Genomic DNA, 26,443 nt, shown 5'->3' with positions numbered 1-26,443 from the left:
GTCAAACCCAGTCTATTCCTGTTGTGATGTTCTCGCTATGCAGAATCTTCATCTTTTCAACGCCAAACACGAAAATCGCTACATTTTGATAACACAGGAGGCACGAAATGCGCTCGACCCGGTGCAAAGCTTGTGGTGTGATCCGTGTTCAATATATTAAACTAGGCCTCGCAAATGACCGTCAGCGTCGCCATCGGCCTTCACTGCGGGACAGAGTCGGGGAATAAAGCTATACTCCGCCTCCTTTTTTCTGCTCAGGTTTTGATGGATACGCTCCAGTGAGAGGATGCTACTGCGCACCATGACACAATTCACTGCTCCTGTACTGCACTCGCTGCTTGATACGGATGCCTATAAGCTGCACATGCAGCAGGCCGTGTTCCACCGCTATAACGAGGTACACGTTGCGGCGGAGTTCCGCTGCCGCGGGGATGATTTGCTCGGCATCTATGCCGACGCGATTCGCGAACAGGTTGAGGCTATGCGCGACCTGAAGCTGCAGGACGATGAGTATCACTGGCTGTCGACCCTGCCGTTCTTTTCCGGGGATTACCTCGACTGGCTGCGCGACTTCCGCTACGACCCGCGGCAGGTCACCGTCAGCAACGACAACGGCAAGCTGAACATTCGTCTATCCGGCCCCTGGCGCGAAGTCATTATGTGGGAAGTCCCGCTGCTGGCGGTGATCAGCGAGCTGGTTCATCACTACCGTTCGCCGGAAATCGGCGTTGAGCTGGCGCTGGAGACCCTCGAGCACAAGCTGAGCGACTTCAGGGAAATCACCGCCGATATCGATATGAGCCGCTTCCGCCTGATGGACTTCGGCACCCGTCGTCGCTTCTCGCGCGAGGTCCAGCAGGCTATCGTCGAACGTCTGCAGCAGGAGCCGTGGTTTACCGGCACCAGCAACTACGACCTGGCGCGTCGCCTGCATCTTACGCCGATGGGTACCCAGGCGCATGAGTGGTTCCAGGCCCATCAGCAGATCAGCCCAAGCCTTGCCAGCAGCCAGCGCGCGGCCCTTGCCGCCTGGCTGGAAGAGTATCCAGACCAGCTGGGCATTGCCCTGACCGACTGTATTACGATGGATGCCTTCCTGCGTGATTTCGGCCCGGAATTCGCCGAACGCTATCAGGGGCTGCGCCACGACTCCGGAGACCCGGTTGAATGGGGCGAGAAAGCCATTGCCCATTATCAGAAGCTGGGTATCGACCCGCTGAGTAAGGTGCTGGTCTTCTCCGATAACCTCGACCTGACGAAAGCCGTCGATCTCTATCGTCACTTCTCGTCGCGGGTGAATCTCAGCTTTGGCATCGGAACGCGCTTAACCTGCGATATTCCACAGGTTAAGCCGCTCAATATCGTGATTAAGCTGGTGGAGTGCAACGGCAAACCGGTGGCCAAGCTCTCAGATAGCCCTGGCAAGACCATCTGTCACGATAAGGCATTCGTGCGCGCCCTGCGCGAAGCCTTCGACCTGCCGCCGATCAAAAAGGCCAGTTAATCACCACAAGGAGCCGTTCTGGCTCCTTGTTCTTTATTTATTTCCGAAAACTCCCTCTCGCGGTGCGAAATCTGCTTGTCTGACGGAAGATGACAGGTAACATAGATATCCCCCCATAGCAGGGGGAAACAGATATTTTTATTGGACTACGAATAGAGAGACTATTATGAGCGTTGTGCCTGTAGCCGACGTACTCCAGGGCCGTGTTGCGGTTGACAGCGAAGTCACCGTCCGCGGATGGGTACGTACCCGCCGAGATTCAAAAGCTGGCTTTTCCTTCCTGGCCGTCTATGACGGTTCCTGCTTTGATCCTGTACAGGCCGTCATTAGTAATTCTCTTCCCAATTACAATCAGGAAGTGCTGCGTCTGACGACCGGCTGCTCGGTCATCGTCACTGGTAAAGTCGTGGCATCCCAGGGCCAGGGCCAGAGCTTCGAAATTCAGGCCAGCAGCGTAGAAGTTACCGGCTGGGTCGAAGATCCGGATACCTACCCGATGGCGGCTAAACGCCACAGCATCGAGTATCTGCGCGAAGTTGCCCACCTGCGTCCGCGTACCAACCTGATTGGCGCGGTTGCCCGCGTGCGTCATACTCTGGCGCAGGCGCTGCATCGCTTCTTTGACGAGCAGGGCTTCTTCTGGGTTTCTACCCCGCTGATTACCGCCTCTGATACCGAAGGCGCAGGTGAAATGTTCCGCGTCTCCACGCTGGATCTGGAAAACCTGCCGCGTAACGACCAGGGCAAAGTGGATTTCGATAAGGACTTCTTCGGCAAAGAGTCGTTCCTTACCGTATCCGGCCAGCTGAACGGCGAAACCTACGCCTGCGCGCTGTCAAAAATCTACACCTTCGGTCCGACCTTCCGTGCGGAAAACTCCAACACCAGCCGCCATCTGGCGGAATTCTGGATGCTGGAACCGGAAGTGGCCTTCGCCAACCTGAACGATGTTGCGGGCCTGGCGGAAGCGATGCTGAAGTACGTCTTCAAGGCCGTACTGGAAGAGCGCGCGGATGACATGAAATTCTTCGCCGAACGCGTGGATAAAGATGCGATCGATCGCCTCGAGCGTTTCGTGTCTGCCGATTTCGCCCAGGTCGATTATACCGACGCGGTAACGATCCTCGAAAACTGCGGTAAGCAGTTCGAAAACCCGGTTTACTGGGGCGTGGACCTCTCTTCCGAGCACGAGCGCTATCTGGCAGAAGAGCACTTCAAAGCACCGGTGGTGGTAAAAAACTATCCGAAAGACATCAAGGCGTTTTACATGCGCCTTAACGAAGACGGGAAAACCGTCGCCGCAATGGACGTTCTGGCGCCGGGCATCGGTGAAATTATCGGTGGTTCGCAGCGTGAAGAGCGTCTGGACGTGCTTGACGCGCGCATGGCGGAAATGGGTCTTAATAAAGAAGACTACTGGTGGTACCGCGACCTGCGCCGTTACGGCACCGTTCCGCACTCCGGTTTCGGACTGGGCTTTGAGCGTCTGATTGCCTACGTAACCGGCGTCCAGAACGTTCGCGACGTCATTCCGTTCCCGCGCACCCCGCGCAGCGCGACATTCTGATTTTTATTACCGCTTTGTAAAAAGGGTCAGCGTAAGCTGGCCCTTTTTTATGTCAGCTATTGTTAACGAATATCAAGAAATTTAAACATCAAGCCTTCCGCTTCACATTTATGTTACTCACTATTTCGCTACCCGCCGAAACGAGAAAGCGCACCTTATGTTCATTCATGGGCGAAATGCCTGATTATTTTGCTCATTTTTTAACCACCCACCGCACAACATGCAAAGACAAATGCTGTGTGAAAAAAAAGCGAAATCCAGCCACAAAATGCACAAATCGCCACTTATCCAAATTAATCATAATTAATTCATATAGATATATAAGCCATGACGATTTTATACGCAAAGTGGAATGGAATTTTGATTGAGTTCACAAAGTTCCCAAAAATTCACATTTTGTTACATACGCTTTCTAATTGTTACTCATATGCGACATTGGTAGCATTTTCCGGCTAGCGAAACGATGTCGCGGATGGAAAGATGCCTTCAGACACCAAACTATCATCAATGGTTCTGTAAATTTTCATTGACAGAATGTATTGGCGGCAGTGGCAAGTGTTCATATAAAAATACTAATGAGGGTAATAAATAATGATGAAGCGCAATATTCTGGCAGTGGTAATCCCTGCTCTGCTGGTAGCCGGCGCAGCAAATGCTGCAGAAATCTATAACAAAAACGGCAACAAACTGGACTTTTACGGGAAAATGGTTGGCGAGCACGTTTGGACCACAAACGGCGACACCAACAGCTCCGACACCACCTATGCACGTATCGGCCTGAAGGGCGAAACCCAGATCAACGATCAGCTGACCGGTTACGGCCAGTGGGAATACAACATGGACGCGTCCAACGTTGAAGGTTCCCAGGGGACTAAAACCCGTCTGGCATTCGCAGGCCTGAAGGCTGGCGAATACGGTTCATTCGACTACGGCCGTAACTACGGTGCCATCTATGACGTTGAAGCTGCAACCGATATGCTGGTTGAGTGGGGCGGCGACGGCTGGAACTACACCGACAACTTCATGACCGGCCGTACCAACGGCGTTGCTACCTACCGTAACTCTGACTTCTTCGGTCTGGTTGACGGCCTGAGCTTCGCGCTGCAGTACCAGGGTAAAAACGACGCGAGCCGTGCTATCCAGAAACAAAACGGCGACGGCGTCAGCACCTCTGCAACCTACGCATTCGAAAACGGTATCGCGCTGTCTGCAGGCTACGCGAGCTCTAACCGCAGCATCGCTCAGAAAGCTGATGGCAACGGTGACAAAGCTGAAGCATGGGCAACCTCCGCTAAGTACGATGCAAACAACGTCTATGCGGCAGTGATGTACTCCCAGACTTACAACATGACTCCGGAAAACCAGGCTAACTACTTCGCTGGCAAAACTCAGAACTTTGAAGCCGTTGCTCAGTACCAGTTCGACTTCGGTCTGCGTCCGTCCGTTGGCTACGTTCAGACCAAAGGCAAAGATCTGCAGGGCCGCGCTGGCTTCTCCGGCGGCGATGCTGACCTGGTTAAATACGTAGAAGTGGGTACCTGGTACTACTTCAACAAGAACATGAACGTCTACGCAGCATACAAATTCAACCTGCTGGACGACAACGATTACACCAAAACTGCTGGCGTAGCCACCGACGACCAGGCTGCAGTAGGTATCGTTTACCAGTTCTAAGTTTTAATCAGTACACCCCTTCGTGATATGCCTAAAAAGCAGGACTTCGGTCCTGCTTTTCTACGTTCCTAAGGCAAAGATCGTAACTTTGGAAAACCTTCGCGCTTTTTGTCGCAAACGGTTGGCAATTGGTCATTCTCCCGTTACCCTGATAGCGGAACTCCCTTCAGTAATCACAATGGAACCTCGTCATGTTTGAGAACATTACTGCCGCCCCTGCCGACCCTATTCTGGGCCTGGCCGATCTGTTTCGTGCCGATGACCGTCCTACAAAAATTAACCTCGGGATTGGCGTTTATAAAGATGAAACGGGTAAAACCCCGGTCCTGACCAGCGTGAAGAAGGCAGAGCAATATCTGCTGGAGAATGAGACCACAAAAAATTATCTGGGTATCGACGGTATTCCGGAATTTGGTCAATGCACGCAGGAGCTGCTGTTCGGTAAAGGAAGCGCCATCATCAGCGACAGGCGCGCGCGTACCGCACAGACTCCTGGCGGTACCGGTGGCCTGCGCGTTGCCGCCGACTTCCTTGCCAAAAATACCGACGTTAAGCGCGTTTGGGTGAGCAACCCGAGCTGGCCGAACCACAAGAGCGTATTCAATTCCGCCGGCCTCGAGGTTCGCGAGTACACCTACTACGATGCGGCTAGCCGCACGCTCGACTTTGCCGGCCTGCTGGCAAGCCTCAATGAAGCTCAGGCGGGTGACGTTGTTCTGTTCCACGGCTGCTGCCACAACCCAACCGGTATCGATCCGACGCTGGAGCAGTGGCAACAGCTGGCACAGCTCTCCGTTGATAAGGGCTGGCTGCCGCTGTTCGACTTCGCCTACCAGGGCTTTGCCCGCGGTCTGGAAGAAGATGCTGAAGGCCTGCGCGCCTTTGCCGCACTGCACAAAGAGCTGCTGGTTGCCAGCTCCTACTCGAAGAACTTCGGCCTGTACAATGAGCGCGTTGGCGCCTGTACGCTGGTCGCGAGCGATAGCGACACCGTTGACCGCGCGTTCAGCCAGATGAAGTCAGCGATCCGCGCTAACTACTCCAACCCGCCGGCGCACGGCGCTGCCGTTGTGGCGACAATTCTCAGCAACGATGCGCTGCGCGCTATCTGGGAGCAGGAGCTGACCGACATGCGTCAGCGCATTCAGCGTATGCGCCTGCTGTTCGTCAATACCCTGCAGGAAAAAGGCGCTGACCGCGACTTCTCCTTCATCACTAAGCAAAACGGTATGTTCTCGTTCAGCGGCCTGACCAAAGAGCAGGTTCTGCGCCTGCGCGAAGAGTTCGCTATTTACGCCGTGGCTTCCGGGCGTATCAACGTTGCCGGCATGACGCCGGACAACATGGCGCCGCTGTGTGAAGCGATCGTCGCCGTACTGTAACGCCGCAGGACCCTAAAAAAAGAAGGCCGCATTTGCGGCCTTTTTTGTATTTAGCGTCCGGTATGGTTACCAGACCGGCATTTCATCCTGCAGGAAGGGATTGTGCAAACGCTCATGACCCAGCGTTGACATCGGCCCGTGGCCGGGGATAAACGTCACGTCATCGCCCAAAGGCAACAGCTTGCGTTTAATCGCGTCGATCAGCTGGCCGTGGTCGCCGCGCGGGAAGTCGCTGCGCCCGACGCCACCTTTGAAGATAACGTCGCCGGAAACCAGCAGCCGCGACGCGTCGTCGAAGAAAACAACGTGTCCCGGCGTATGGCCCGGGCAGTGCAGAACCTGCAGAGAAACGTTCCCCACGCTGACGACATCGCCTTCATTGAGCCAGCGGTCAGGATGCAGCGGCTGGCAATCCTCCAGGCCGAACATCCGGCTTTGCGCAGGGAGTCCTTCCAGCCAGAACTCATCTTCTTTTTCCGGACCGATAATCGGCACGCCGTAGTGTTGCGCCAGCTCGGCTGCCGCACCAACGTGGTCGAGATGACCGTGAGTGAGCAAAATCTGCATCAGGCTAACGCCCGCTGCCGTCACTTCCTGTTTGATTCGCTCTGCATCACCGCCGGGATCGACCAGCGCAGCAAGTCGGGTTTGCTCACACCAGATTAAAGAGCAGTTCTGGGCGAACGCGGTAACCGGAATAATACGATAGTTCATGACGCTCCTTTCGTTACCAGTGCCTTACGGGACCGGTATCAATATGCACAAAGTTGCTACGTGGGTAGTATCCTACACCACCCGCGCCCATAGATAACGCCGCTTTGCGAACATTGCTCAACGAAATGCCTTCAATATGAAAATCCATGGCCTGGCCTTTGGTGTGGTAGCTATGTTTGGCCACACCCCGGCTTCGTGCACGTAGCTCATCGTTGGTATCGAGTGAACGATAGCCGGAGATAAGCTGGACAGGCTTACTGGTGCCAAGTAATCCCTGCAGGCGATAAAGATGATCGAATAAGCTCGGATCGATGGACTTTATTTTATTCGCGCGGAAATCACGGAAAAAATGGTTAAGTCTTGCTAATTCATCCTGAATATAGCCTCTGCCATCGAAGAACTCCGCTTTGAGTGATTCACCGGTATGCAGGTTATTCAGCGTCAAAATACGCGGTCGGGGGGTCGAGAGGGTGGCAAATGCCGGCGCAGGCAAAATGGCTGCTGCACCTAGCGCAGCGCCACCTAGCGCCAGCAGTTTGCGGCGATTAGCGTCAAATTTGTCCATGATAATCAGGTCTACAAGTAAATGAATCGAAATATACACGCCATCCTTCAAGCTGCCTCTTTACTGGCGACGTCTTCTCCCCCGCACACTTACCGGAGCAAGCGTCAGGAGGTTCCCAGACCTATCACCTCAATGCAGTTTTAATGGTGTTGTGTAATATGCACTTCTGGCGCACGAAAGGCACCTTACCGGGCATTATTGCCAACGTCAAGGCGGCCTAACCCCAGTGAAAACAGGCCCTGTAGACGAACAGCGCCTGTTTTCACCCAGAGTTAGGACAACGATATCCGTTGAACTACTTCATTTACCTGATTAATTGTTCGGCTTTTGCCAGAATTTGTGCGCCAGATCGCGCGGTGAGATCGTAATTGTAAATATCTGTTCTATATTGTGTGCGTCCATCAGCGCCAACAAAGGCGGTGAGATAATAAAGATTCACCGGGATATTGTTGCGGATATTCACATAGCGGGTATCGCCCTGCTTAAGCGCGGCGGAAATTCGCGTATCGTTCCAGCCCGCATCCTGCAGCAGCATATTTGCCAGCTCGGAGGCCTTATTCACGCGCACGCAGCCGGAGCTCAGCGCCCGTACGTCTTTCTGGAACAGGTTGTGGTTCGGCGTATCGTGCAGATAGATAGCGTCAGAACTCGGCATGTTGAATTTGTAGCGCCCCAGCGAGTTGCGCGCGCCCGGAGCCTGCTGGAAGCGGAACGGGAGATTGTTCTCGGTGATGGTCGACCAGTCTACGCGATAAGGGTCGATCGCCTCTTTGCTGTTCCAGCCGCGCATCAGGGTATAGCCATGCTGCTCAAGATAGCCCGGATCGTTGCGCACCTTCGGCAGAATATCTTTGCGCGCCAGCGTCGGCGGCACGTTCCACGGCGGATTGACCACCACGTTATTCAGCGCGCTGCTCATCATCGGCGTTTTACGGTCCGGACGACCGACGATCACCCGCGATGCCAGCACCTGGCTACCGTCCTGGTAATAGACCAGCGAAAAGGCCGGAATATTCACCATAATGCCGGTCGACAGCTTGCCTGGCAGCAGGCGCAGGCGCTGAATGTTGAGCGCCACCACCCCGGCACGCTGCGCCGCGGAGACGTTCAGCCCATCGCGCGTGGATTGGCCGATCACGCCGTCCGCCCCCAGCCCCTGCCAGGCCTGAAAGCGCTTTACGCCCTCAACCAGCTGGCGATCGTAAATGCCGCGGGCGGCCGGCTTGCTTTTCTTGCCCGCCGACGGGCTGACAACGTCGCCCGGGAGGGTAATTTTCGCCGAATCATCCAGCATGCCGGTACGCTGTAATATCTCGCGCAGCGCGCCGATATCATTACTCCACTCACCAGGACGCAGCGATGCGCTGCCGGTCATCTGCGGCCACGGACGCGAATCGGCCACCAGCTGCAGCAGAGCCTGATGCATCGCTTCATACTGCGGATGACGCGGCGTGAGTCCGGCAATAAACTGCGGCAAAGCGCCGTTGTCCAGCGCCAGCTGCCACTGATTGATGACCGATAGCGGCGGCGTGGCCATGACGTAGGGTTTGGTTCCGTATAGCCAGCGGTTGCCCTGAATCGGAATACCGCTAATAAAATGCAGGTAGCCCATCATGGCGTCGGACAGCACGACATCACGCGCCATGCCGCTCACCGCGGGATCGGTCAGCAGGCTCACCCAGGTGGTGAACTGCGGCTGGAAGCCGGCGATAGCGACTTCGGCCAGCTGCTGCTGAAACGCCTGCACCGCCTCACGGCTATCCCACATCGGTTTCATATCCCTGGCCGCATACAGCGACACCAGCGGATTCATAAAGACGGGCTTATAGCCTGCGGGAAGCAGCGCTTCAATCTCAGCCCGGCTTTTCGCGGCGACCTCGGTCGCCAGGGGCTGCTCGCCGGCCATTTTCGCCACCGTGGCAGACTGGCCGTTGTTTTGCAGCAGCGCAGACGAAAGCTCTCCCAGCGTGGCGGAACTGTCCGTGGGTACGACTTCAGGCTCTTCGGCCTGGACATTGAACAGTGGAGCAAATGCAAAAGCCAGGCTCAAGCTCAGCGCCGACAATTGACGACCATACCGTTTCTTTAGCAACATCCCTTGCCCCCCTGTTGACACATTGCCGCCCTTAAAAATAGGGCTCACTCTCAGTATATAAAGGCGAAAACGCTTTTGCCTTCCCAAATGTAAAGAAGTTTAAAGATTATACAACGTTAACACATCATACCGGCTAACAAAAAGGGCGACATCATGTCGCCCTTTTAGACTACTCACTGTATATCACTGCAGATCGGTCAGGAAGCGTCCGCCGTGCCCGGCAGCGTTTGGGGCAGCTGGGCCGCGAAACCGCGCAGGCCAACCACGTGCACGTGCTCATGGTTATTGAACACCTTACGCACCAGCTTATAGGTGGTGCCTTTTTCCGGGCTGATATTTTCCGGGGCGGCAATAATCAGCTGCATTTCCAGACGTTCGCACAGCTCAAACAGGGTGGCGATAGAGCGGGCATCAAGACGCGCCGCTTCGTCGAGGAACAGCAGACGGCACGGCGACAGGTCTTTACCGCGCAGGCGGCGGGACTCGTCTTCCCAGCTCTGAACGACCATCACCAGAATCGACATCCCGGTACCGATCGCTTCCCCGGTCGACAGCGCGCCGGACTCCGCGCGCAGCCAGCCGTCGGAGCCGCGGTTAACTTCCACTTCCATCTCCAGATAGTTGCGGTAGTCCAGCAGCTCTTCACCGATGGTTTGCGGAGTACGCTGGCCCATATCAATCTGCGGATTGAGGCGCTGATAGAGCTTCGCCAGCGCTTCCGAGAAGGTCAGGCGGTTGCTGTTGAACAGATCCTGATGCTGCTCATGCTGCTCAGACAGCACGTCGAGCAGCGTCGAGTGGGTTTCCCGCACGTTGACGTTGAGACGCACGCTGTTGACCTGACCAAAGGAGACGCTCTGCAGGCCCTGGTTGAGCATCCGAATACGGTTCTGCTCGCGCTGAATGGTCTTGCGGATGATATTGGCCACGCTGCGGGAGCTGATCGCCAGCTTCTGCTCGCGGTTGGTCAGCTCTTCGGTCAGACGGCTGAGCTCGATCTCCATCTGCTCGATCGCCTCGACCGGGTCGTCGGTGCGGATAATATCCTGACGGATACGCTCGCGCAGGTGCTGGTAGACGGCAACGAAGAACTGAATTTTGCGCTCAGGACGCTTCGGATCTTCAGAGACTCGCAGCACGTCACGCAGGTGTTCGTTATCCGCCACCGCCAGACGCAGCGCGCCGAGCGCTTTATCCGACATCGAACGCAGCTCGTCTGCCGAGAGGTAGGCCAGCTCGCGACGGTGCAGCCGGCGCTCAACGCCGTTGTCTTTCACCAGCCGCATCACCGCACACCAGCCGGCTTTGGCGCTGACCACCTGCTCACGCATTTCGCAGTAATCGCGCTCAAGCTTGCGCAGCCTGCGGGTCAGGTTGTCCATCTCCGCTTCGCAGAAGGTCAGGGCTTTTTCCAGCTGATTGCGCCGCGAGCGGTTATTGCTCAGACGCGTATGCAGCTCATCACGACGCACGCGGGCGCGCTCTTCCGCCCCGCTATCGGCGCGCACGCCGATATCCTGCAGCTCTTTATACAGATCGCCCAGCAGCTCTTTTTTGGTGTCATACGAGCTTTTCAGCGAGGCCAGAACCTGGTTGTACTGGTTGAGCTGCGCGGTATGCGTACGCGTGGCGTCACGAGCCCGACTGCGTTCGCCCTCCGCCTGCTCCAGACGCTGGCGCAGCTTTTCGTTGAGATCGCTGTTGCCGCTGAGCATCTCCGCGGAATCAGAGTAGCTAAAGTGGGCGCGACGCTGCACCACTTCGCTGAGCGCAAACGCCTGCTGGCGCGCTTCACGCTGGGTTTGCTGCGAGTAAGCGTAGTCTTCTTTCAGCTGCTCGAACTGCTCCGGATCGCTCTGCAGTACCGAGAGCATCGGTTCCAGCTTCGCCAGCTGATTGCCGTGCTGCTGGATAAAGCGGGCCGCTTCCTCGGCTTCGTCCAGGCGCTCCTGAATTTCGTCGACGCGATCGGCCAGCGTCTCGTCCGCCAGCAGGCTAAGGCGCGGCAGCAGGCGGTTAAGCGCGGAAACGCCCTCTTTTGCCTGCTCGTACTGCAGCCGGTTCTGCTGGTTATCGCTCTCGTGGGCGTTAAGCGCCCGCTCCAGCTCGCCGCGGCGGCCGTTGAGCTTACGGATCTCTTCTTCCGGATCGTCTTCGAAGGCCACCGCCAGGTGGCTGCCGATAAAGCGGCTGAAGGCCTGGTGCTGACGCTGGGTCTTCTGCACGTCGAACGACAGGGTCGCAAAACGCTCGGACAGATCTTCCCGCTCGGCGTGCAGGCTTTCAATACGGCTTTCACGGGCGGCGCGGCCAAACAGCGGCAGCGTCGGGAAGCGCGAGTAGCGCCACTGCCGATCGGCAACCTTGACGACCACCGCTTTTTCCAGCTCATCAACGCTAAAGACGCTATCATCGAACGACTGCGGATCGCCTTCGATCAGGTAGAGATCTTCCGGGCAATCTTCCAGGCCTTCAAGCTGCCCGGTGAGCTGCGACAGGTCGGGAACCACGATGGCATGGCGCGACGGGCCGTACAGGGCCGAGAAGTACGGCGCATCTTCGAGGCTAACGTCGTCATAAATTTCCGACAACAGCACGCCGCCAAAACGTTCTGCCAGGGCATTCAGCCGCGGATCTTCCGAGCCGCCCGGCTGGCTAAGACGCTCAATCTCTTCATCAATAGCCCGCTTACGCGCGCCGACTTCGTCGCGCTCAACGATAGCCTCGCGCTCGCGCTCCAGCAGCTGCTGGAGGTATTCGGTGACGTCCTGGCTTGATTCAAACTGCTCCCCGCTCTGCTCGCAGAGCTGGCTGAGGGCGTTCTGCGCCGCCAGCCAGATCGGCGCCCGACGCAGCAGCGTCTGGGTACGGGACTGCAGCTGCTCCAGCTCCTGACGCAGCGTCATTCGCTGCTCGCTGGCGGAGGAGACGCCGTCGGACAAGGAGGCAATTCGCGCTTCCAGCTCTTCGTGCAGCGTTTCCAGGCGGTCAATATCGTAACGCTTGCCCTGGCGTTTGCAGAATTCGTTGAGCTGGCGTTCAGCTTCCTGCTGCTCGCGCAGGCGCTGCTCCAGCTCGGTCAGGCGGCTACGCAGCCCCGGCGCCTGTTCGGCGTGATGGCGCTGGTTGACGCCGTCGCGCAGCAGCTCGCGCGCCACGTTCCAGGCTTCGTTACGCGCCAGCGGGCCGTTGATGGCCGCCACCAGCTGGAAAGCCTGCTCAAACTGACCGTGCGCGGTTTGCGCAACGCTCATTTTTTGTTCCAGCGACAGCATTTTCTCCGTCGCTTCCTGCTCCTTCGCCTGGAAGGTTTCCAGCCACTCGCCGGCGCTTTCCGCGGTTAAATCCGGCAGATGGCACAGCGCCTTCGCACGGTCTAAGGCCTGCAGCGCCTGGTTGTACTGGATCGCGCGGGTCTGCTGGACGTCCAGCGCCTGCTGGTAGTCGGCAAGCTGGCTTTTCAGCTCATCCACTTCCAGCTCTGCGGCTTCCGCACGAGCCTCGTTCTCTTCCTGCAGATCGGTCGCTTCCGCCACCACTTCGTTCTGCTCTTCAAGACGGATCTGCAGCTCGTCGAGATCCGCTTCGTAGCGCTCGATTTTTTCCTGCTGGCGAAGCGCGGTTTGCACCAGGTTCAGATGATCGCTGGCGGCCTGATAGTCGGCCTCAAGATCGCCTTCTGCCCCGTTATGCTCCTGCAGCTCGCGGGCCATATCGACGTGCTTATACTGCTCTGCCGCCAGCTGTGCGCGGGAGGTGAACAGATCGCGACGGTACTCCAGCGCTTTATCCAGGTGGACGCGACGCTCGTTGGCGTGACGCATGTAGTCCGCCGCCACGTAGTTGGTGGCCTCGCTGATCAGGTGCTTGAACAGATCGCGGTCGGACTGCGTGACGCGAATCGCCTCCAGGGTCATGCGGTTTTCACGCAGCGCGGCTTCCATATCCTGGAACGCCTTGCGTACGCCGCTGTTTTCCGGCAGCAGGTAGTCGCGCAGCGAGCGGGTAATGGTGTTGGAGATCCCGCCGTACAGCGAGGCTTCGATCAGGCGATAGTATTTGCTACGGTCAGAGGCCGAGCGCAGACGGCGGGCGACCACGCCCAGGTCGAACATCAGCGAGTGATAGTCGGTGATCGAATTGAACTGCTTGAACTGCACCCCTTCTATCTCTTCCAGCTTATCTTTTAGCTCGTTGAGGCTCAGGACGCGCGCCTGGCGTTCGTTAAGGGTTTCCGTCAGCAGCTGAGTCGGCTGAATAGAGTCCGGCAGGCCCTGAATGGCAAACGGCTTGATATCGACTTTGCGGTCGCGACCGGCAATCTGCTGCAGGCGTACGCCTACCACCACGCGCTGGTGGTGAGAGTTGATAACGTCCAGCACCGAGTAGCACACCCCGGCGCGCAGCTTGCCGTGCAGGCCCTTATCGCGCGAGCCGCTGGTGGCGCCCGCTTCGGTGGTGTTACGGAAGTGCAGCAGGGTCAGGTCCGGGATCAGGGCCGTGACGAAGGCCGCCATGGTGGTTGATTTCCCGGCGCCGTTGCCCCCTGAAAGCGTGGTAACCAGTTCATCCAGGTCAAAAGTACGGGCAAAAAAGCCGTTCCAGTTAACCAGCGTTAGCGAGCGAAATTTACCGCGTTCAATCATTACTCTTCCTCCCCGCTATCCGGCTGATTCTCTTCATTCTCATCATTGAGCTGCAGGTGATTCTCCAGCGCCATCGCTTCGCCGTCGCGGATCAGGCGCTTCTGCGCCTCGCGCGGATCGTCGCCGGCGCGAACGTCAGCGCCGAAGCGGAACACCGATTCGGTAATGCGGAATTTGCTGCTGTCATGGCCCATAAACCACACCATGCCGAGACGGCGCAGGCGGTTAAGCGACGCGCGCATTTTTTCCTGCAGCTTCTGCCTGTCGAGGTCCGAACCGGTGGAGCGGTTGTTCACCAGCTTCAGCAGCCTGGCTTCGTCCGCCAGGCTCAGCAGCTCGTCGTAGAGCTCCTGCTGGGTGAAGATCCCCTCATTCGCCAGGCGCTCCGGGCTCAGGTAGAGGTAGCAAAGAATTTTGCCGACCATCATATCCAGCTCTGACAGCACCGAGCGCGGGATCAGCGTGGTGGAGCGCGGACGCAGGTAGAAGAACCCCTCCGGCGCGCGGATCAGCTCAACGTTATAGCGAGCGTAAAACTCTTCCAGGTAGTCCTGAAAATCCATCAAAAATGCGTGATTATCCAGTTCGTCCAGGCCGATATGGCGGCCCGCACGCAGGGCGCTATCCAGCGCCGGAAATAACGGATTGCCCAACGCCAGCGCCAGCTTAACCGGCATCACTTGTTCAATATTTGTCGATGACATGCGCCTGTACCTTGGCTCCGTAATCATTAATCGGCTGCCATTGTGCCGGCAGTCCGGTGAAATCTGCTTGCGCTACGCCCAGGCGTACCGCCTGATCGACGACGATTCTCGCCACGTCGAAGTGCCGCGCGCGCGGATACTGCGCCAGATACTCGCGAACGACCAGGCCGAGGTCCAGCGGCAGACCTTTGTCTTTATAAATAACCAGCTGCGCTTCAATCAGGGCCGCCAGCTGTTCACGGATTTCATTAAACTCTTCGTACTCCAGATCCTCAGGGAGCTCCCCGGTGACCTCTTCGTCGAGCAGCGCCATCTCTTCGTCACGCATATCAAGCAGGCGGTCGGCGCTGGCGTGGGTCAGGGCCCACGGCGCATCGAAGTAGGTCTGCACCGACTGGCGCAGGCGCTGAGCAAAGACGCGGTTTTTATCCATATCAATAGCGGTACGGATAAACTTGTGCACGTGGCGATCGTAGCCGATCCACAGGTCAATGGCCTGCTGGCCCCAGCTTACGATACGATCCAGCTTGCTCTGCAGATCGAACACCAGGCGATCGACAAAATGCAGGTCGTCGCGCGCGATAGTCGCGTCCTGGATCCGCAGCAGGTTAGCCTGCAGCTTATCGCCCGCCGCGTCCAGCGTATCCTGCAGTTCGCGCAGCGTCCCGGAGGTTTCCGAAAGCAGCAGCTCGCAGCTGGAGATCGCCGCTCGCCAGTCTTTGTTCAGCAGCTGGGCGATGTCGTCCTTCACCAGCTGCTGCTGTTCGTCCATGATCCTCTGGGTCAGATCGATGCTGTCAAAAATTTCCGCGACCGAATATTTCAGCGGCGCGAAGACGTTACGATGCCAGTGAAACTCGTCGCCGCCCTCTTCCGCAGAATCGGCGGCGCGCTTGAGCTCGCCGGCGACGATCGAGAGCTGCATCGACAGGCGCAGCGTGGAAAACTCGCGCTGGCGAATATAGTAGTCGGTAATCCCAATACCTAACGGCGTCAGGCGATAAATAGCGTTGCCTTCCGTGAGTTCGCTGGTAAAGCGGTTCAGCAGACGCTGGCGCACCATATCGTTAATCGCGTTATTGGCGCGCTGGCTGATGGTTTCGCTGGTCTGCTCAAACGCATCACTGACGTGGCGGAACGCGTCCACCAGTTCTCCCTCGGTCATTTCCCCTTCAAGCCGCTCGCCGTTCAGCGTGGCAACCGCCAGCAGAAAAGAGAGTCTGTCGACCGGCAGCGAAATAGAAAAATCATTTTTTCTGGCCCAGGCAACCAGTTCGGGGACTGTCTGGGAAAATTCACTCATACTTTATCCTTGCATCTGCAGCTCTGAGCCTGGTTCTTCATCGCGGTGACGTGAATATAGCGACCCAGGCTAATATACGGCTCCTGGCGACAGTAGCGCGTCTCCAGCTCCAGCAGCGCCGCAAAATTGTCGCGCTGTCTGCGTTTTTCACGCAGATAGTCATGAAACACCCGCACGCCGGTTTTGCCGGTAATTTGCCAGCCCTGCTCTTCCAGCCAGCCGTACACCTGCTCCGGCGAACGCGGATAGTCCGGCGATAGCGTGCGTTTTTTCTTTTTTGGCATCCCGATCTGCACGTAATCGAAGTTTCCGACGACCATGTTGTGCATCAGCAGACCGTTAGCATTGTAGAACATTAGCGACAGCGCGCCGCCGGGACGCAGTACCGACCACAGCGCCCGCAGCATCTCCTGAGGCTCGGCCACCCATTCCAGCACCGCATGAAACAGTATCAGATCGACCGGGCTTTCCAAATGCTGCGCAATATCCTGAGCCGCGCATTGTACAAAATGCATGTTGTCGATCACACCTTTATCGACTGCCGCCTGCCGGGCGCGAGCAACCATCTCGGCAGAAAGATCGCAGAGCGTGACGTGATGACCCATCTGAGCCACCTTTACCGCCGTTTGCCCCTCGCCGCCGCCGGCGTCGAGAACGCGCAGCGGCCCGGGACCCAGCCGATCCAGCAGCGGCTGCAGATCCTGCCAGAGGATAGCCTGGCGCAGTTCGCCCTTGGTGGTGCCGTATATATTGCGCGAAAACTTTTCGGCAATGTCATCGAAATTGCGATCCTGCACGGGCGACTCCACAAGCCAACACAAAGCCGCTATTTTGTCATACCCGCGCTGAGAGTGAAGCGATCTGTTATAAGATCGGGGCATAAGTTTGGTTATGTGGTTAAAAAGGACCCATCTGGCATGCTTTTTACGCTGAAAAAATATTTGGGCGGCATGATGCTGCCCCTTCCCCTGCTGCTGATGCTGATCGCTTTCGGCATCGCGCTGCTGTGGTTTAGCCGTTGGCAAAAAACCGGCAAGGCCTGCGTCAGCATCGGCTGGCTGCTGCTGGCCCTGCTCAGCCTGCAGCCGGTGGCCGACAGCTTGCTCAAGCCGATTGAAGATACCTATCCGACATGGCGCGGCAGCGAAAAGGTTCAGTATGTGGTGGTGCTCGGCGGCGGGTACACGTGGAATTCGGCGTGGGCGCCCAGCTCGAACCTGATTAACAACAGCCTGCCGCGACTGACCGAAGGGATCCGCCTGTGGCATGAGAATCCGGGATCGAAGATGATCTTTACCGGCGCCGCGGCGAAAACCAACCCGGTCAGCACCGCGCTGGCCGGCGCTCGCGTCGCGGAGAGCCTCGGCGTGCCGGCCGGCGACATTATCGTCCTCGATCGGCCAAAGGATACGGAAGAAGAGGCTCAGGCGGTAAAACAGGCGATTGGCGATGCGCCTTTCCTGCTGGTCACCTCCGCGTCGCATCTGCCGCGCGCGATGATCTTCTTCCGCCATGCCGGGCTCAATCCGCTGCCGGCACCGGCCAACCAGCTGGCGGTCGAATCGCCGTTAAATCCCTGGGAGCGCGCAATCCCGTCTCCCTTCTGGCTGATGCACAGCGATCGCGTCGGCTATGAAACGCTGGGGCGCGTCTGGCAGTGGCTCAAAGGCGCGTCAGGCGAGCCAGGGCAGGAGTGATTTCGCCGCCAAATCAAAGCGGGCGCGATCGAAGCGCCCGGTGTTGACCAGGCTGTCGACCTCGTCCCACAGCAGATAGAGCCAGCGCCGCCAGAGAAAGGATTCCGCTACCGGCGCGCGGTGCAGATAGTGCCACAGCAGCTGTTCTGCCTGCCCGCCGTCGCAGAGGCGGAAAAGCTCATATTCACGCGGCGCCCACAGCATCATCCCCGGCCCCACCATGGCCAGCAGCTGGTCACTACGCGCGTCCTTTAGCATGCTGCGCAGCGTGAAGCTGCCGTGCACCAGCACGCAGTTGTCGTTGAAGTCTTTAAATAATTCGCCAAGGCACTCGCGCGAGCGGAAGAGGATCCGCTTGTCCTTCATCGTCAGGCCGGTATCCTGATACAGGTTAAGCGTCCCCCACAGAACCTCCACCCGCTGGCGGTACCAGTTTGGCCACAGGTTTTCCTGCGTACAATCCACCACCCCGACGCAGCCGCCGCTATCCTGACGGTGCCACGACAGCAGCGCTTCAACGATCTGCTCCTGCAGCTGCTCCCAGCGCTGCGGAGTGCGGGCCGGGGCTTCGACGGAGACGCCGCGCAGCCGCTCAATCAGCAGAACGTCCGGCCCGGGGTGCTCCTCATGCGTCATCACGCCGTAGACCACCGGCATACGCACGGAGCCGCTGCGGGCCAGGGTTGATATCTTCCACGCCAGCTGGCGCGCGACGCCGGGCGTGGTGAAGCTTCTCGCCAGCAGCGGCAGCGGATTTCCCTGTGCATCATAGAGCGCCCACAGCGCCGTTAAGGGCTTCTCGCTCACGCACTCTACCCGGCTGAGCTTTTCGCCCAGCAGGTGACTCAGCTCGGTTCGCAACTGTTCCATTGAATTACCCTCATGAACACTACTGGTTTTATCATGAGCGCCGGTCGCGAGGTTGTCATCGGGTGAGATCAAAAATTGCGGCGAAAAGTATGGAAAAATAGCCTGAGGATATCCCCTCCTAACGGAGGGGATCGGGGAATTAACGCAGCTCGGCGCGAACGCGCTCCAGATCTTCCGGCGTATCGACGCCGGTGCCCGGGACAACTTCCGCTACCGCGACATGGATTTTTTCGCCGTACCACAGCACGCGCAGCTGCTCGAGCATTTCGATCTGCTCCAGCGGGCTCGGCGCCCAGCTGACATAGCGGCGGATAAAGCCTGCGCGATAGCCGTAGATGCCGATATGACGCAGCAGCGAATCGCCGATGGCGTCGCGGGACTGCGCAAAGCGATCGCGATCCCAGGGAATCGTGGCGCGGGAGAAGTAGAGGGCGTAGCCTTCGGCATCCATCACCACCTTCACCGCATTCGGATTGAACGCCTCTTCGGCATCGTGGATCGGCACCGCCAGCGTCGCCATCCCGCTGGTGCTGGAGGCCAGATTCTCGGCCACCTGGCGCACAATCGCCGGCGGGATCATCGGCTCGTCGCCCTGAATATTGACGATAATCGTCTCATCGCTGAAGGCGCACTTCTCGACAACTTCCGCCAGGCGTTCAGTGCCGGACTGATGATCGGCGCGCGTCATGCACACTTCGCCGCCGGCGGCTTCCACCGCGCGCGCCACCTCTTCATGGTCGGTAGCGACGATAATACGCTCGGCCCCGGACTCGCGCGCGCGCTCCAGCACATGGACAATCATCGGTTTGCCGTTGATATCCTGCAGTGGCTTACCGGGCAAACGCGTGGAGGCAAAGCGCGCAGGAATGATGACCACAAAACTCATGAGTGGCTCTCTCCAACGGCTAGCGAGCGGGCTTCGGTTTCCAGCAATACGGGAATACCGTCGCGCAGAGGAAAGGCCAGGCTGTCAATTTTGCAGATAAGCTCTTGCTTATCCTGGCTGTAATACAGTTTACCGTTGCAAACAGGACAGGCGATAATTTCAAGTAAACGGTGATCCATGTTTCCTCCTGATGGACCGAATAGATTCCGCAGCAGCATAGCACAGGATACCTGACACCGGGATCCGTTTGCGCGAGCGGCTAAGGGGCGAAAGCCCGCCGACGCGCCGCTGCCGAGCGGCGTTTGGCGATGCGGCCGGACGGATGCCGAGTCCTCAACTAGCTTCGAGCTGCCAGCCCTGCCGGCGGTCGGCAAAGAGTTCCGCCGGCAGTTGGCCTAGGCTCACGCGTTCGGCCTGCTGCCAGCGGGCAAAATCGTCAATCGCCCGCTGCAGCCCACTCTCCAGGCCAGAGGTCACCTTGACGCCCTCTTCCAGCCATAGCGAGAAAATTTCCAGAACTCCGGTTTTGCGATGCATTTTGCTGTCCATGCGGCCCACCAGCCTGCCCTGATGCAGCAGCGGCAGCACGAAGTAGCCATACTGGCGCTTTGGCGCCGGCGTGTAGCACTCGAGGCGGTAGCTAAAATTAAACAGCTGCTCGGCGCGCTTACGGTCCCAGACGACCGGGTCGAACGGCGACAGCACCGCGCTATGGCTCGCCGAAAGCCTGCCGCCCGGCGCCGCCTCCAGCTGCTGCAGAGCCTCCCGGTGCAGCCACATATCGCCGAGCCCTTCGACGTTCACCGCCGTCACCAGCCCCTCTTCCTGCCAGTTTGCCAGCAGGCCCGCGAGCGCCGGCTGCCGCAGGCGATAATAGTCCGCCAGCCACTGCGGGCGGAAAATACCCAGGCTGCGGGCGCTATTGCGCAGCATAATCTCTTCAGCCTGCGCCTGCGACAGCGCATCGCGCGCATCGTCCCAGTGCGGCATCACCCGCTGCGTCAGGTCGTAAACCCGCTGAAAGTTGCGCCGTTCCACGACCATCACTTCGCCGGCGGTAAACAGCCCCTCCAGATGACGCTTGTGCGGCTTCCACTCCCACCAGCCGCTGGCACCTTTACGCGGATGGCTAAAGTCGGCCGAGCGTACCGGGCCATTTTGCGCGATGTGCTCCAGCAGCAGCTGGATATCATCCGCATGCTCCGTCATCCACCCCTTATGATACTTCCAGCCCATGTTATCCGGCGTCAGCATACGGTGGCGCACCAGCGAAAAATCGCTGCGTGGTAAAAAACAGGCCTCATGAGCCCAGTATTCCATGAGTTCGCCCGCGCGCAGCGCCTCGTCCAGCCAGCTTTGCGGATAGCCGCCGAGGCGGCTGAAGAGCACCAGATAGGGGCTGCGGGCGACAACGTTGATGGTATCAATTTGCAGCAGCGACATCTGGCGGATAGCCTGCAGAATATCGGCCGATTGGGCGCGACGGCGGGGCTTTTTCAGCAGGCCCTGCGCCGCAAGGTGAAGATGGCGGGCTTCTTTAAGTGAAAGCGTTAGTACCGACATGCAGGTTCTCCGTTGTGGATCCCGATACAGCGGCACCGAAAGCAGGCGTGGCGAAAACTAACGTTGCGCCAGCGTCGCCAGATCCGTAAGCAGCCGCTGCGCGCGTTCGTCCGTCATTATGGCGTCGACGGGCAGATACCACCAGTTGGCTTCGGCAAAGGCCCGGCATTTCACCGCGTCTTTTTCGGTCATCAGCAGCGTTTGCCGCTCGGTCACCAGCGCGGCAACGTCGGCACGGGTAAGGGCCTGATGATCGGCCAGCGCCACGGTTTTTATCGGCCGCACGCCGCAGCCTTCGAGGGTGGCAAAAAAGCGCGGCGGATGGCCAATCCCGGCCATCGCGACGACGTTATCAAAGCTCGCCACATCGCGTCGTTCGCCGTTAAGCACATTCACCGCCTGCCCGGGGCGCAGCTGCATGGCTATCTCTCCCGGCCGCGCGACGCCGCCGTTAGCGATAATGGCGTCGACGCTGCGCAGGCGTGAGGCGCGTTCGCGCATCGGCCCGGCCGGCAGCCACCAGCCGTTGCCAAAGCGGCGTACGCCGTCAATAACCACGATTTCTTTATCGCGCGCCAGCCCGTAGTGCTGCAGGCCATCGTCGGTGACGATAAGCTGCAGGTCGTGTACGGCAAGCAGCGCCCGCACCGCATCGCTGCGCTGGGGGGAGACCGCCACCGGCGCGCCGGTGCGTTGATAAATCAGCACCGGCTCGTCGCCGGCTTCCGATGTGCCGGTGGCGCTGTTGAGCACCAGCGGATAGCTCGCCGCCTTACCGCCGTAGCCGCGGGAAACAACGCCAACGCGGATCCCGCGCTGCTGCAGCTGCTCCACCAGCCAGATGACAACCGGCGTCTTGCCGTTACCGCCGGCGGTGAGGTTACCGACAACAACAACCGGAACCGGCGCGCGCCAGGCCTTCTTCAGCCCCAGCCGATAGCTGAGACGAATCAGGCCGCTCACCAGGCCGTAAAGCCAGGAGAGCGGAAGCAGCAGCCGCCATAAAGGCGACTCACCGGACCAGATGCGCGCAATCATTGGCCAAATTGCATTTTATGCAGCTGAGCGTAAACGCCGCGATGTTCCAGCAGGTCAGCGTGGCTGCCGCGTTCAACGATGCGTCCATCTTCGACCACCACGATTTCATCGGCCTTCTCGATGGTTGACAGGCGGTGGGCGATCACCAGCGAGGTGCGGTTTTTCTGCAGCTCGTCCAGCGCCGCCTGAATGGCGCGTTCAGATTCGGTATCCAGCGCCGACGTTGCCTCATCGAGGATCAGGATTGGGCTGTTGCGCAGCAGCGCGCGCGCGATGGCGATACGCTGGCGCTGGCCGCCGGAAAGCAGCACGCCGTTCTCGCCGATGACGGTATCGAGGCCGTTATCCATTTTACTAATAAAGTCCATGGCATAGGCCATCCGCGCCGCCTCTTCGATCTGCTCGCGGCTGTACTCTTCGTTGCGCGCGTAGGCAATGTTGTTGGCTACGGTATCGTTGAACAGGTGCACGTTTTGCGAAACCAGGGCGACCTGATCGCGCAGGGAGGCCAGGGTGTATTCACGCAGATCGTGACCGTCGAGCAGAATCTGGCCTTCATCGATATCATAAAAGCGCGTGATCAGGCTCGCAATTGTCGATTTACCCGATCCCGAACGTCCCACCAGGGCCACGGTTTTACCTTCCGGAATATTCAGGCTGATGTTGCGCAGCGCCGGCGTTTCACGGCCAGGGTAGGTAAAGGTGACGTTACTGAACTCAAGGCTCCCCTTCGCGCGCTCGATAACCCGCGTGCCTTCGTCTTTTTCCTGCTCGGAATCAAGAATAGCAAACAGCGTCTGGCAGGCGGCCATCCCGCGCTGGAACTGCGCGTTGACGTTGGTGAGAGACTTCAGCGGACGCATCAGGGCGATCATTGAGGAGAAGACCACGGTAATCGTACCGGCAGTCAGCGTTTCCATGACGCTTGGGAAGCTGGCGGCGTAGAGCACAAACGCCAGCGCCAGAGAGGCGATCAGCTGAATGATGGGGTCAGAGATGGACGATGCGGAGACCATTTTCATCCCCTGCAGGCGCATTTTGTTGCTGACTTTATCGAAACGCTTGGTTTCCACGGCCTGGCCGCCAAACATCAGCACTTCTTTATGCCCTTTGAGCATCTGTTCCGCGCTGGTGGTCACCTGGCCCATGGTGTTCTGCATATTCTTGCTGATATTACGAAAACGCTTCGAGACCACGCGGATCGCGATGGAGACGATTGGCGCCAGCACGATCAGGATCAGCGACAGCTGCCAGCTGTAGTAGAACATCATGATAAACAGACCGATGATCGACGCACCTTCGCGCACAACGGTGATCAGCGCGCTGGAAGAGGACGAGGCAACCTGCTCGGAATCATAGGTGATGCGCGACAGCAGCGTACCGGTGGACTGTTTATCGAAAAAGGAGACCGGCATCCCCATCATGTGGCTGAATAAACGGCGTCGCATGGTCATCACGACCTTGCCGGAAACCCACGAAATACAGTAGCTCGAAATATAGCTGGTGACGCCACGCAGCAGCATCAGCCCAATCACCACCAGCGGCATCCATAGCAGCACTGAGCGATCCGTTTTACCAAAACCATCATCCAATAACGGTTTAAGAAGCGATAGCATGAAGGTATCACTAGCCGCGTTAAAGACTAACGCAATTGCCGCGACGATCAGTCCGGTTTTAAATGGCGCAATAAGCGGCCAGAGGCGGCGGAAGGTCTGCCACGTGGAGAGATCTTTATCATTCTGCATTCAGTAAACCAGCTTATGTTGAAATAGCCGCATATTCTACCCGTTATCCTCGGTCTCGCCAAACCACTGATGATACCAACGAGGTAAAAGTTGATCTCGTAAGCTAAGGATTTGCCAACCATCTGGGGAAAAAATAGCCGTAATTTGCCCCTGACGGGCCGTATCGAACCAGCGGTAGCCCTGCTGTCGATAGCGCTGGACAACCTTATCCGAAGGCATACGCCACGCATTATAGCGGGATACCGAGGCCAGCGCCGCCTCGCCGCCGGTGCGCTGCAGCAGCGCAATGGTCGAAGAGGTATTGCTGCCATGATGTGGAACCTGGATAAGTGTAGACGCCAGATGCTGCCAGTAGCGGCTCAGCATTGCCCGTTCTGCTACCGCTTCGATATCACCGGTGAGCAAAATACTGCGCCGGCCGTCGTCAACGCGCACCACGCAGGAGCGATTATTGCCGGCTGCGGTCGCTCCCAGCAGCGGCCAAAGCGCGCTAAAGGTTAAACCGCGCCATCGCCAGCGCTCTCCCCTTCTGCACGCGCGATGCCCCACCCACCCCAGAGGGCTGCGTATCCAGGCCGCTGGCCAGACCCGGCGTATCGAATTCAGGCCGCCGCGGTGGTCAAGATGCTCATGGCTCAAAATAATCCCTTCCACCCGCAGATGGTGCCAGCGTAGCCAGGGGATGATAATCAGCTGACCGCTGTCGCCCTCGGGCCAGGCCAGGCCGGTGTCATAGAGGATTGCAGCTCCCTGCCGTTCGATGACCATCGCCAGCCCCTGCCCAACGTCCAGCATCGTCACGCGCCACTCCTCCTTCGCCATCGGCCGCCAGAAGGGCCAACTCAGCAGCACGATGCTGCTCAGGCACAGCGCCGGAAGCGAGCGCCAGGCGTGAAAGCGCCAGACAATCAGCAGCAGCCAGGGCAGCGCGCTGACGCCCGTCCAGCGAGAATCCAGCGGCAGCCAGCCCTGCGGCAGCCCGCGCAGAAACCAGAACAGCGCCGCCAGCAGGCGGTCTGCCGATAGCCATAGCGCCATCTCAACCGCCGCAGGGCCGCAAAGGTGCAGCAGCATCGCTGCCAGAATAAGGGGCACGATGGCAAAAGTGACCAGCGGCACGGCAACAAGGTTCGCCAGCCACGAGGTCAGGCTGATACCGTGAAAGATAACAATCTGCATCGGCAACAGCAGCAGCATTAGCCCGAACTGCAGGTGGCTTAGCCCCAGCAGCTGGCGCAGCAGCCAGCCTCGCGATGTCGGGGGCAGCGGCGTCAGCTGGTACCAAAAAATGAGCGTCGCCACGGCAAATACCGAGAGCCACAGGCTGTCGGATAGCACGGCCAGCGGATCGGCAAACAGAATAGCGCCCACGCAGCATATCCCTATCTGCCATGACGTCCAGCGCCTGCCGGATAGCCGCAGCCCGCAGCCGGCGGCGAGTGCGACGCAGGTTCGCAGCGCAGGTGGCTGCATGCCGGTAAGCCAGGCATAGAACAGCGCGCAGGCCAGGCCAATCAGCAGCGGCAGCTGCCAGACAATCCAGCGGCAGGGGAAAAAGAACTGCGCGCCGCGAGTCAGTAGCCCACCCAGTATGGCACCCAACGCAATATGTAAACCGGAGATGGCCATCAGATGGGAGGTCCCCGTTTGCTGCATCAGGAGCTTGATCTCCTTCGGCACCACCAGCCGCTCCCCCATCCCTAATCCTAATATCACCGACCGCCACGGCAGCGCATCGAGGGTACGGGTTAACGAGCGCAGATAGGCCGCGCGTCGGCTGCAGCGCAGGTCGAGAGCCTCTGCGGACGTGAAGCGCCCGGTCACGGGGCGAGACTGCGCCAGGGCATAGCGCTGGCTGTCAAAACCGCCGTCGTTAAGCTGGCCGTGTACCGGGCGAATATGAACCGTCATCATCCAGCGCTGCCCTGCGCACGGCGGTTCGGGAAACGCCTGGCCGTAGAGCGCGATCCCCGGCGCCGGGAGCAGCCGCCGCCCCTCCACCCGGATGATATTTGCCTGATGGCGGGTCCCCTCGTCCGTCGCCGTCAGCTCAACCTCTACTCGCCGCGGACTACCGGATAAGGCGTGCGTCGGCCAGATGACCTGATGAGCGCTCAGCACGCCCCAGAGGAAAAAAAGCAGCGTCAGCGCCGCGAAGCGCAGGGGCCGCCAGCGGAACAGCGACGCGGCAAACGCCGGGCCCGCCAGCCACCACAGGGTAGCCAGCTCGGGCAGCCGCGCGAGCAGCAGCAGCGGCAAGATTCCGACGATCGCACAACCCGCAAGCTGGGGTAAACGCATGCCAACCTCCCTGTTTAAGGGAAGTATCGCGTCGGGTTAGTCTATAGTCATCCAGCAGCGTCGCGGCGCGGGTGCCGGCTTCCGGGAATATCGGCGCGTTGCGCTAAAGCAGGCAGAGGTTTGCGAGGAAGGTCGGATTGCGGGCATAAAAAAAGCACCTGAGGGTGCTTTTTTTATCTTCGGAGTACG

Annotated in this window: 19 protein-coding genes; 5 read left to right on the top strand and 14 right to left on the bottom strand. The window is 58.7% G+C overall.

The genetic code is table 11. The features are described 5' to 3' along the window. Nucleotides 1-301 precede the first annotated feature (301 nt). From pncB to EDF75_RS03565, 4 genes are all read left to right on the top strand, one after another. Entirely contained in the window at nt 302-1,504 is a 1,203-nt protein-coding gene (gene pncB, locus EDF75_RS03580; RefSeq protein WP_133597096.1) for a nicotinate phosphoribosyltransferase, read from the top strand. Nucleotides 1,505-1,670: 166 nt separating this feature from the next. Further along, the gene (gene asnS, locus EDF75_RS03575; RefSeq protein WP_095095726.1) at nt 1,671-3,071 is read left to right on the top strand and encodes an asparagine--tRNA ligase; all 1,401 of its coding nucleotides are present in this window, start codon (nt 1,671-1,673) and stop codon (nt 3,069-3,071) included. A gap of 591 nt (nt 3,072-3,662) precedes the next feature. Then, nucleotides 3,663-4,745: a porin gene (locus tag EDF75_RS03570; RefSeq protein ID WP_133597094.1), complete on the top strand. Its 1,083-nt coding sequence runs from the start codon at nt 3,663-3,665 to the stop codon at nt 4,743-4,745. 191 nt (nt 4,746-4,936) lie between these two features. Next, complete coding sequence (locus EDF75_RS03565; RefSeq protein ID WP_045854668.1) at nt 4,937-6,127, top strand: amino acid aminotransferase; 1,191 nt, start codon at nt 4,937-4,939, stop codon at nt 6,125-6,127. A gap of 66 nt (nt 6,128-6,193) precedes the next feature. Here the strand turns inward: EDF75_RS03565 and EDF75_RS03560 are convergent, their stop codons facing one another. The 7 genes from EDF75_RS03560 to cmoM form a co-directional block, all read right to left on the bottom strand. Next, nucleotides 6,194-6,841 (bottom strand): MBL fold metallo-hydrolase, encoded by a 648-nt coding sequence (locus EDF75_RS03560; RefSeq protein ID WP_045854667.1) that lies wholly within the window; start codon nt 6,839-6,841, stop codon nt 6,194-6,196. A 13-nt stretch (nt 6,842-6,854) separates the two neighbouring features. Further along, on the bottom strand, nt 6,855-7,406 hold the full coding sequence (locus tag EDF75_RS03555; protein WP_041147566.1) for a YcbK family protein: 552 nt from the start codon (nt 7,404-7,406) through the stop codon (nt 6,855-6,857). Between the two features lie 304 nt (nt 7,407-7,710). After that, nucleotides 7,711-9,501, bottom strand: coding sequence for a L,D-transpeptidase (ldtD, locus tag EDF75_RS03550; RefSeq protein WP_133597092.1), 1,791 nt, complete (start codon nt 9,499-9,501; stop codon nt 7,711-7,713). Nucleotides 9,502-9,698: 197 nt separating this feature from the next. Next, nucleotides 9,699-14,147 (bottom strand): chromosome partition protein MukB, encoded by a 4,449-nt coding sequence (mukB, locus tag EDF75_RS03545; RefSeq protein WP_133597090.1) that lies wholly within the window; start codon nt 14,145-14,147, stop codon nt 9,699-9,701. Beyond that, entirely contained in the window at nt 14,147-14,851 is a 705-nt protein-coding gene (mukE, locus tag EDF75_RS03540) for a chromosome partition protein MukE (RefSeq protein WP_133597088.1), read from the bottom strand. Before mukE ends, mukB begins: the two co-directional genes overlap by 1 nt. Continuing rightward, nucleotides 14,832-16,154 carry a chromosome partition protein MukF gene (gene mukF, locus EDF75_RS03535; protein WP_041144805.1) on the bottom strand — a complete coding sequence of 441 codons (1,323 nt, stop codon included), beginning with the start codon at nt 16,152-16,154 and terminating at the stop codon, nt 14,832-14,834. Before mukF ends, mukE begins: the two co-directional genes overlap by 20 nt. Next, nucleotides 16,151-16,951, bottom strand: coding sequence for a tRNA uridine 5-oxyacetic acid(34) methyltransferase CmoM (cmoM, locus tag EDF75_RS03530; RefSeq protein WP_132511809.1), 801 nt, complete (start codon nt 16,949-16,951; stop codon nt 16,151-16,153). Before cmoM ends, mukF begins: the two co-directional genes overlap by 4 nt. A gap of 120 nt (nt 16,952-17,071) precedes the next feature. Between cmoM and elyC the strand changes: the two genes are divergently transcribed. Beyond that, nucleotides 17,072-17,851 (top strand): envelope biogenesis factor ElyC, encoded by a 780-nt coding sequence (elyC, locus tag EDF75_RS03525; protein WP_133597086.1) that lies wholly within the window; start codon nt 17,072-17,074, stop codon nt 17,849-17,851. Here the strand turns inward: elyC and EDF75_RS03520 are convergent. The 7 genes from EDF75_RS03520 to EDF75_RS03490 form a co-directional block, all read right to left on the bottom strand. After that, the gene (locus EDF75_RS03520) at nt 17,828-18,721 is read right to left on the bottom strand and encodes a YcbJ family phosphotransferase (protein WP_133597084.1); all 894 of its coding nucleotides are present in this window, start codon (nt 18,719-18,721) and stop codon (nt 17,828-17,830) included. The two genes, elyC and EDF75_RS03520, sit on opposite strands and share 24 nt — an antisense overlap. Before the next feature lie 139 nt (nt 18,722-18,860). Further along, nucleotides 18,861-19,607: a 3-deoxy-manno-octulosonate cytidylyltransferase gene (gene kdsB, locus EDF75_RS03515; protein WP_041144801.1), complete on the bottom strand. Its 747-nt coding sequence runs from the start codon at nt 19,605-19,607 to the stop codon at nt 18,861-18,863. Then, nucleotides 19,604-19,786 (bottom strand): protein YcaR, encoded by a 183-nt coding sequence (gene ycaR, locus EDF75_RS03510; protein WP_041144800.1) that lies wholly within the window; start codon nt 19,784-19,786, stop codon nt 19,604-19,606. The genes kdsB and ycaR overlap by 4 nt, the downstream gene beginning before the upstream one ends. 154 nt (nt 19,787-19,940) lie before the next feature. Continuing rightward, on the bottom strand, nt 19,941-21,170 hold the full coding sequence (locus EDF75_RS03505; RefSeq protein ID WP_133597082.1) for a winged helix-turn-helix domain-containing protein: 1,230 nt from the start codon (nt 21,168-21,170) through the stop codon (nt 19,941-19,943). A 57-nt stretch (nt 21,171-21,227) separates the two neighbouring features. After that, nucleotides 21,228-22,208, bottom strand: a complete 981-nt coding sequence (lpxK, locus tag EDF75_RS03500) for a tetraacyldisaccharide 4'-kinase (RefSeq protein WP_133597080.1) — start codon at nt 22,206-22,208, stop codon at nt 21,228-21,230. After that, complete coding sequence (gene msbA / locus EDF75_RS03495) at nt 22,205-23,953, bottom strand: lipid A ABC transporter ATP-binding protein/permease MsbA (RefSeq protein ID WP_045854656.1); 1,749 nt, start codon at nt 23,951-23,953, stop codon at nt 22,205-22,207. The genes lpxK and msbA overlap by 4 nt, the downstream gene beginning before the upstream one ends. A 36-nt stretch (nt 23,954-23,989) precedes the next feature. Beyond that, nucleotides 23,990-26,254, bottom strand: coding sequence for a ComEC family protein (locus tag EDF75_RS03490; RefSeq protein WP_133597078.1), 2,265 nt, complete (start codon nt 26,252-26,254; stop codon nt 23,990-23,992). Nucleotides 26,255-26,443 lie beyond the last annotated feature (189 nt).

This window comes from Klebsiella sp. BIGb0149 (assembly GCF_004362605.1).
GTDB lineage: Bacteria > Pseudomonadota > Gammaproteobacteria > Enterobacterales > Enterobacteriaceae > Klebsiella > Klebsiella terrigena.
Note: the sequence above shows the minus strand (reverse complement) of the source record. Positions and strands in the feature narration are given on the sequence as shown.

Excerpts from the sequence above, each read along its gene's own strand:
- mukE (WP_133597088.1), bottom strand. The coding sequence starts at position 14,851 with ATGTCATCGACAAATATTGAACAAGTGATGCCGGTTAAGCTGGCGCTG.
- kdsB (WP_041144801.1), bottom strand. The coding sequence starts at position 19,607 with ATGAGTTTTGTGGTCATCATTCCTGCGCGCTTTGCCTCCACGCGTTTG.
- lpxK (WP_133597080.1), bottom strand. The coding sequence starts at position 22,208 with ATGATTGCGCGCATCTGGTCCGGTGAGTCGCCTTTATGGCGGCTGCTG.
- ycaR (WP_041144800.1), bottom strand. The coding sequence starts at position 19,786 with ATGGATCACCGTTTACTTGAAATTATCGCCTGTCCTGTTTGCAACGGT.
- msbA (WP_045854656.1), bottom strand. The coding sequence starts at position 23,953 with ATGCAGAATGATAAAGATCTCTCCACGTGGCAGACCTTCCGCCGCCTC.
- EDF75_RS03505 (WP_133597082.1), bottom strand. The coding sequence starts at position 21,170 with ATGTCGGTACTAACGCTTTCACTTAAAGAAGCCCGCCATCTTCACCTT.
- EDF75_RS03490 (WP_133597078.1), bottom strand. The coding sequence starts at position 26,254 with ATGCGTTTACCCCAGCTTGCGGGTTGTGCGATCGTCGGAATCTTGCCG.
- EDF75_RS03570 (WP_133597094.1), top strand. The coding sequence starts at position 3,663 with ATGATGAAGCGCAATATTCTGGCAGTGGTAATCCCTGCTCTGCTGGTA.
- EDF75_RS03555 (WP_041147566.1), bottom strand. The coding sequence starts at position 7,406 with ATGGACAAATTTGACGCTAATCGCCGCAAACTGCTGGCGCTAGGTGGC.
- EDF75_RS03565 (WP_045854668.1), top strand. The coding sequence starts at position 4,937 with ATGTTTGAGAACATTACTGCCGCCCCTGCCGACCCTATTCTGGGCCTG.
- asnS (WP_095095726.1), top strand. The coding sequence starts at position 1,671 with ATGAGCGTTGTGCCTGTAGCCGACGTACTCCAGGGCCGTGTTGCGGTT.
- EDF75_RS03520 (WP_133597084.1), bottom strand. The coding sequence starts at position 18,721 with ATGGAACAGTTGCGAACCGAGCTGAGTCACCTGCTGGGCGAAAAGCTC.
- mukB (WP_133597090.1), bottom strand. The coding sequence starts at position 14,147 with ATGATTGAACGCGGTAAATTTCGCTCGCTAACGCTGGTTAACTGGAAC.
- elyC (WP_133597086.1), top strand. The coding sequence starts at position 17,072 with ATGCTTTTTACGCTGAAAAAATATTTGGGCGGCATGATGCTGCCCCTT.
- pncB (WP_133597096.1), top strand. The coding sequence starts at position 302 with ATGACACAATTCACTGCTCCTGTACTGCACTCGCTGCTTGATACGGAT.
- ldtD (WP_133597092.1), bottom strand. The coding sequence starts at position 9,501 with ATGTTGCTAAAGAAACGGTATGGTCGTCAATTGTCGGCGCTGAGCTTG.
- mukF (WP_041144805.1), bottom strand. The coding sequence starts at position 16,154 with ATGAGTGAATTTTCCCAGACAGTCCCCGAACTGGTTGCCTGGGCCAGA.
- EDF75_RS03560 (WP_045854667.1), bottom strand. The coding sequence starts at position 6,841 with ATGAACTATCGTATTATTCCGGTTACCGCGTTCGCCCAGAACTGCTCT.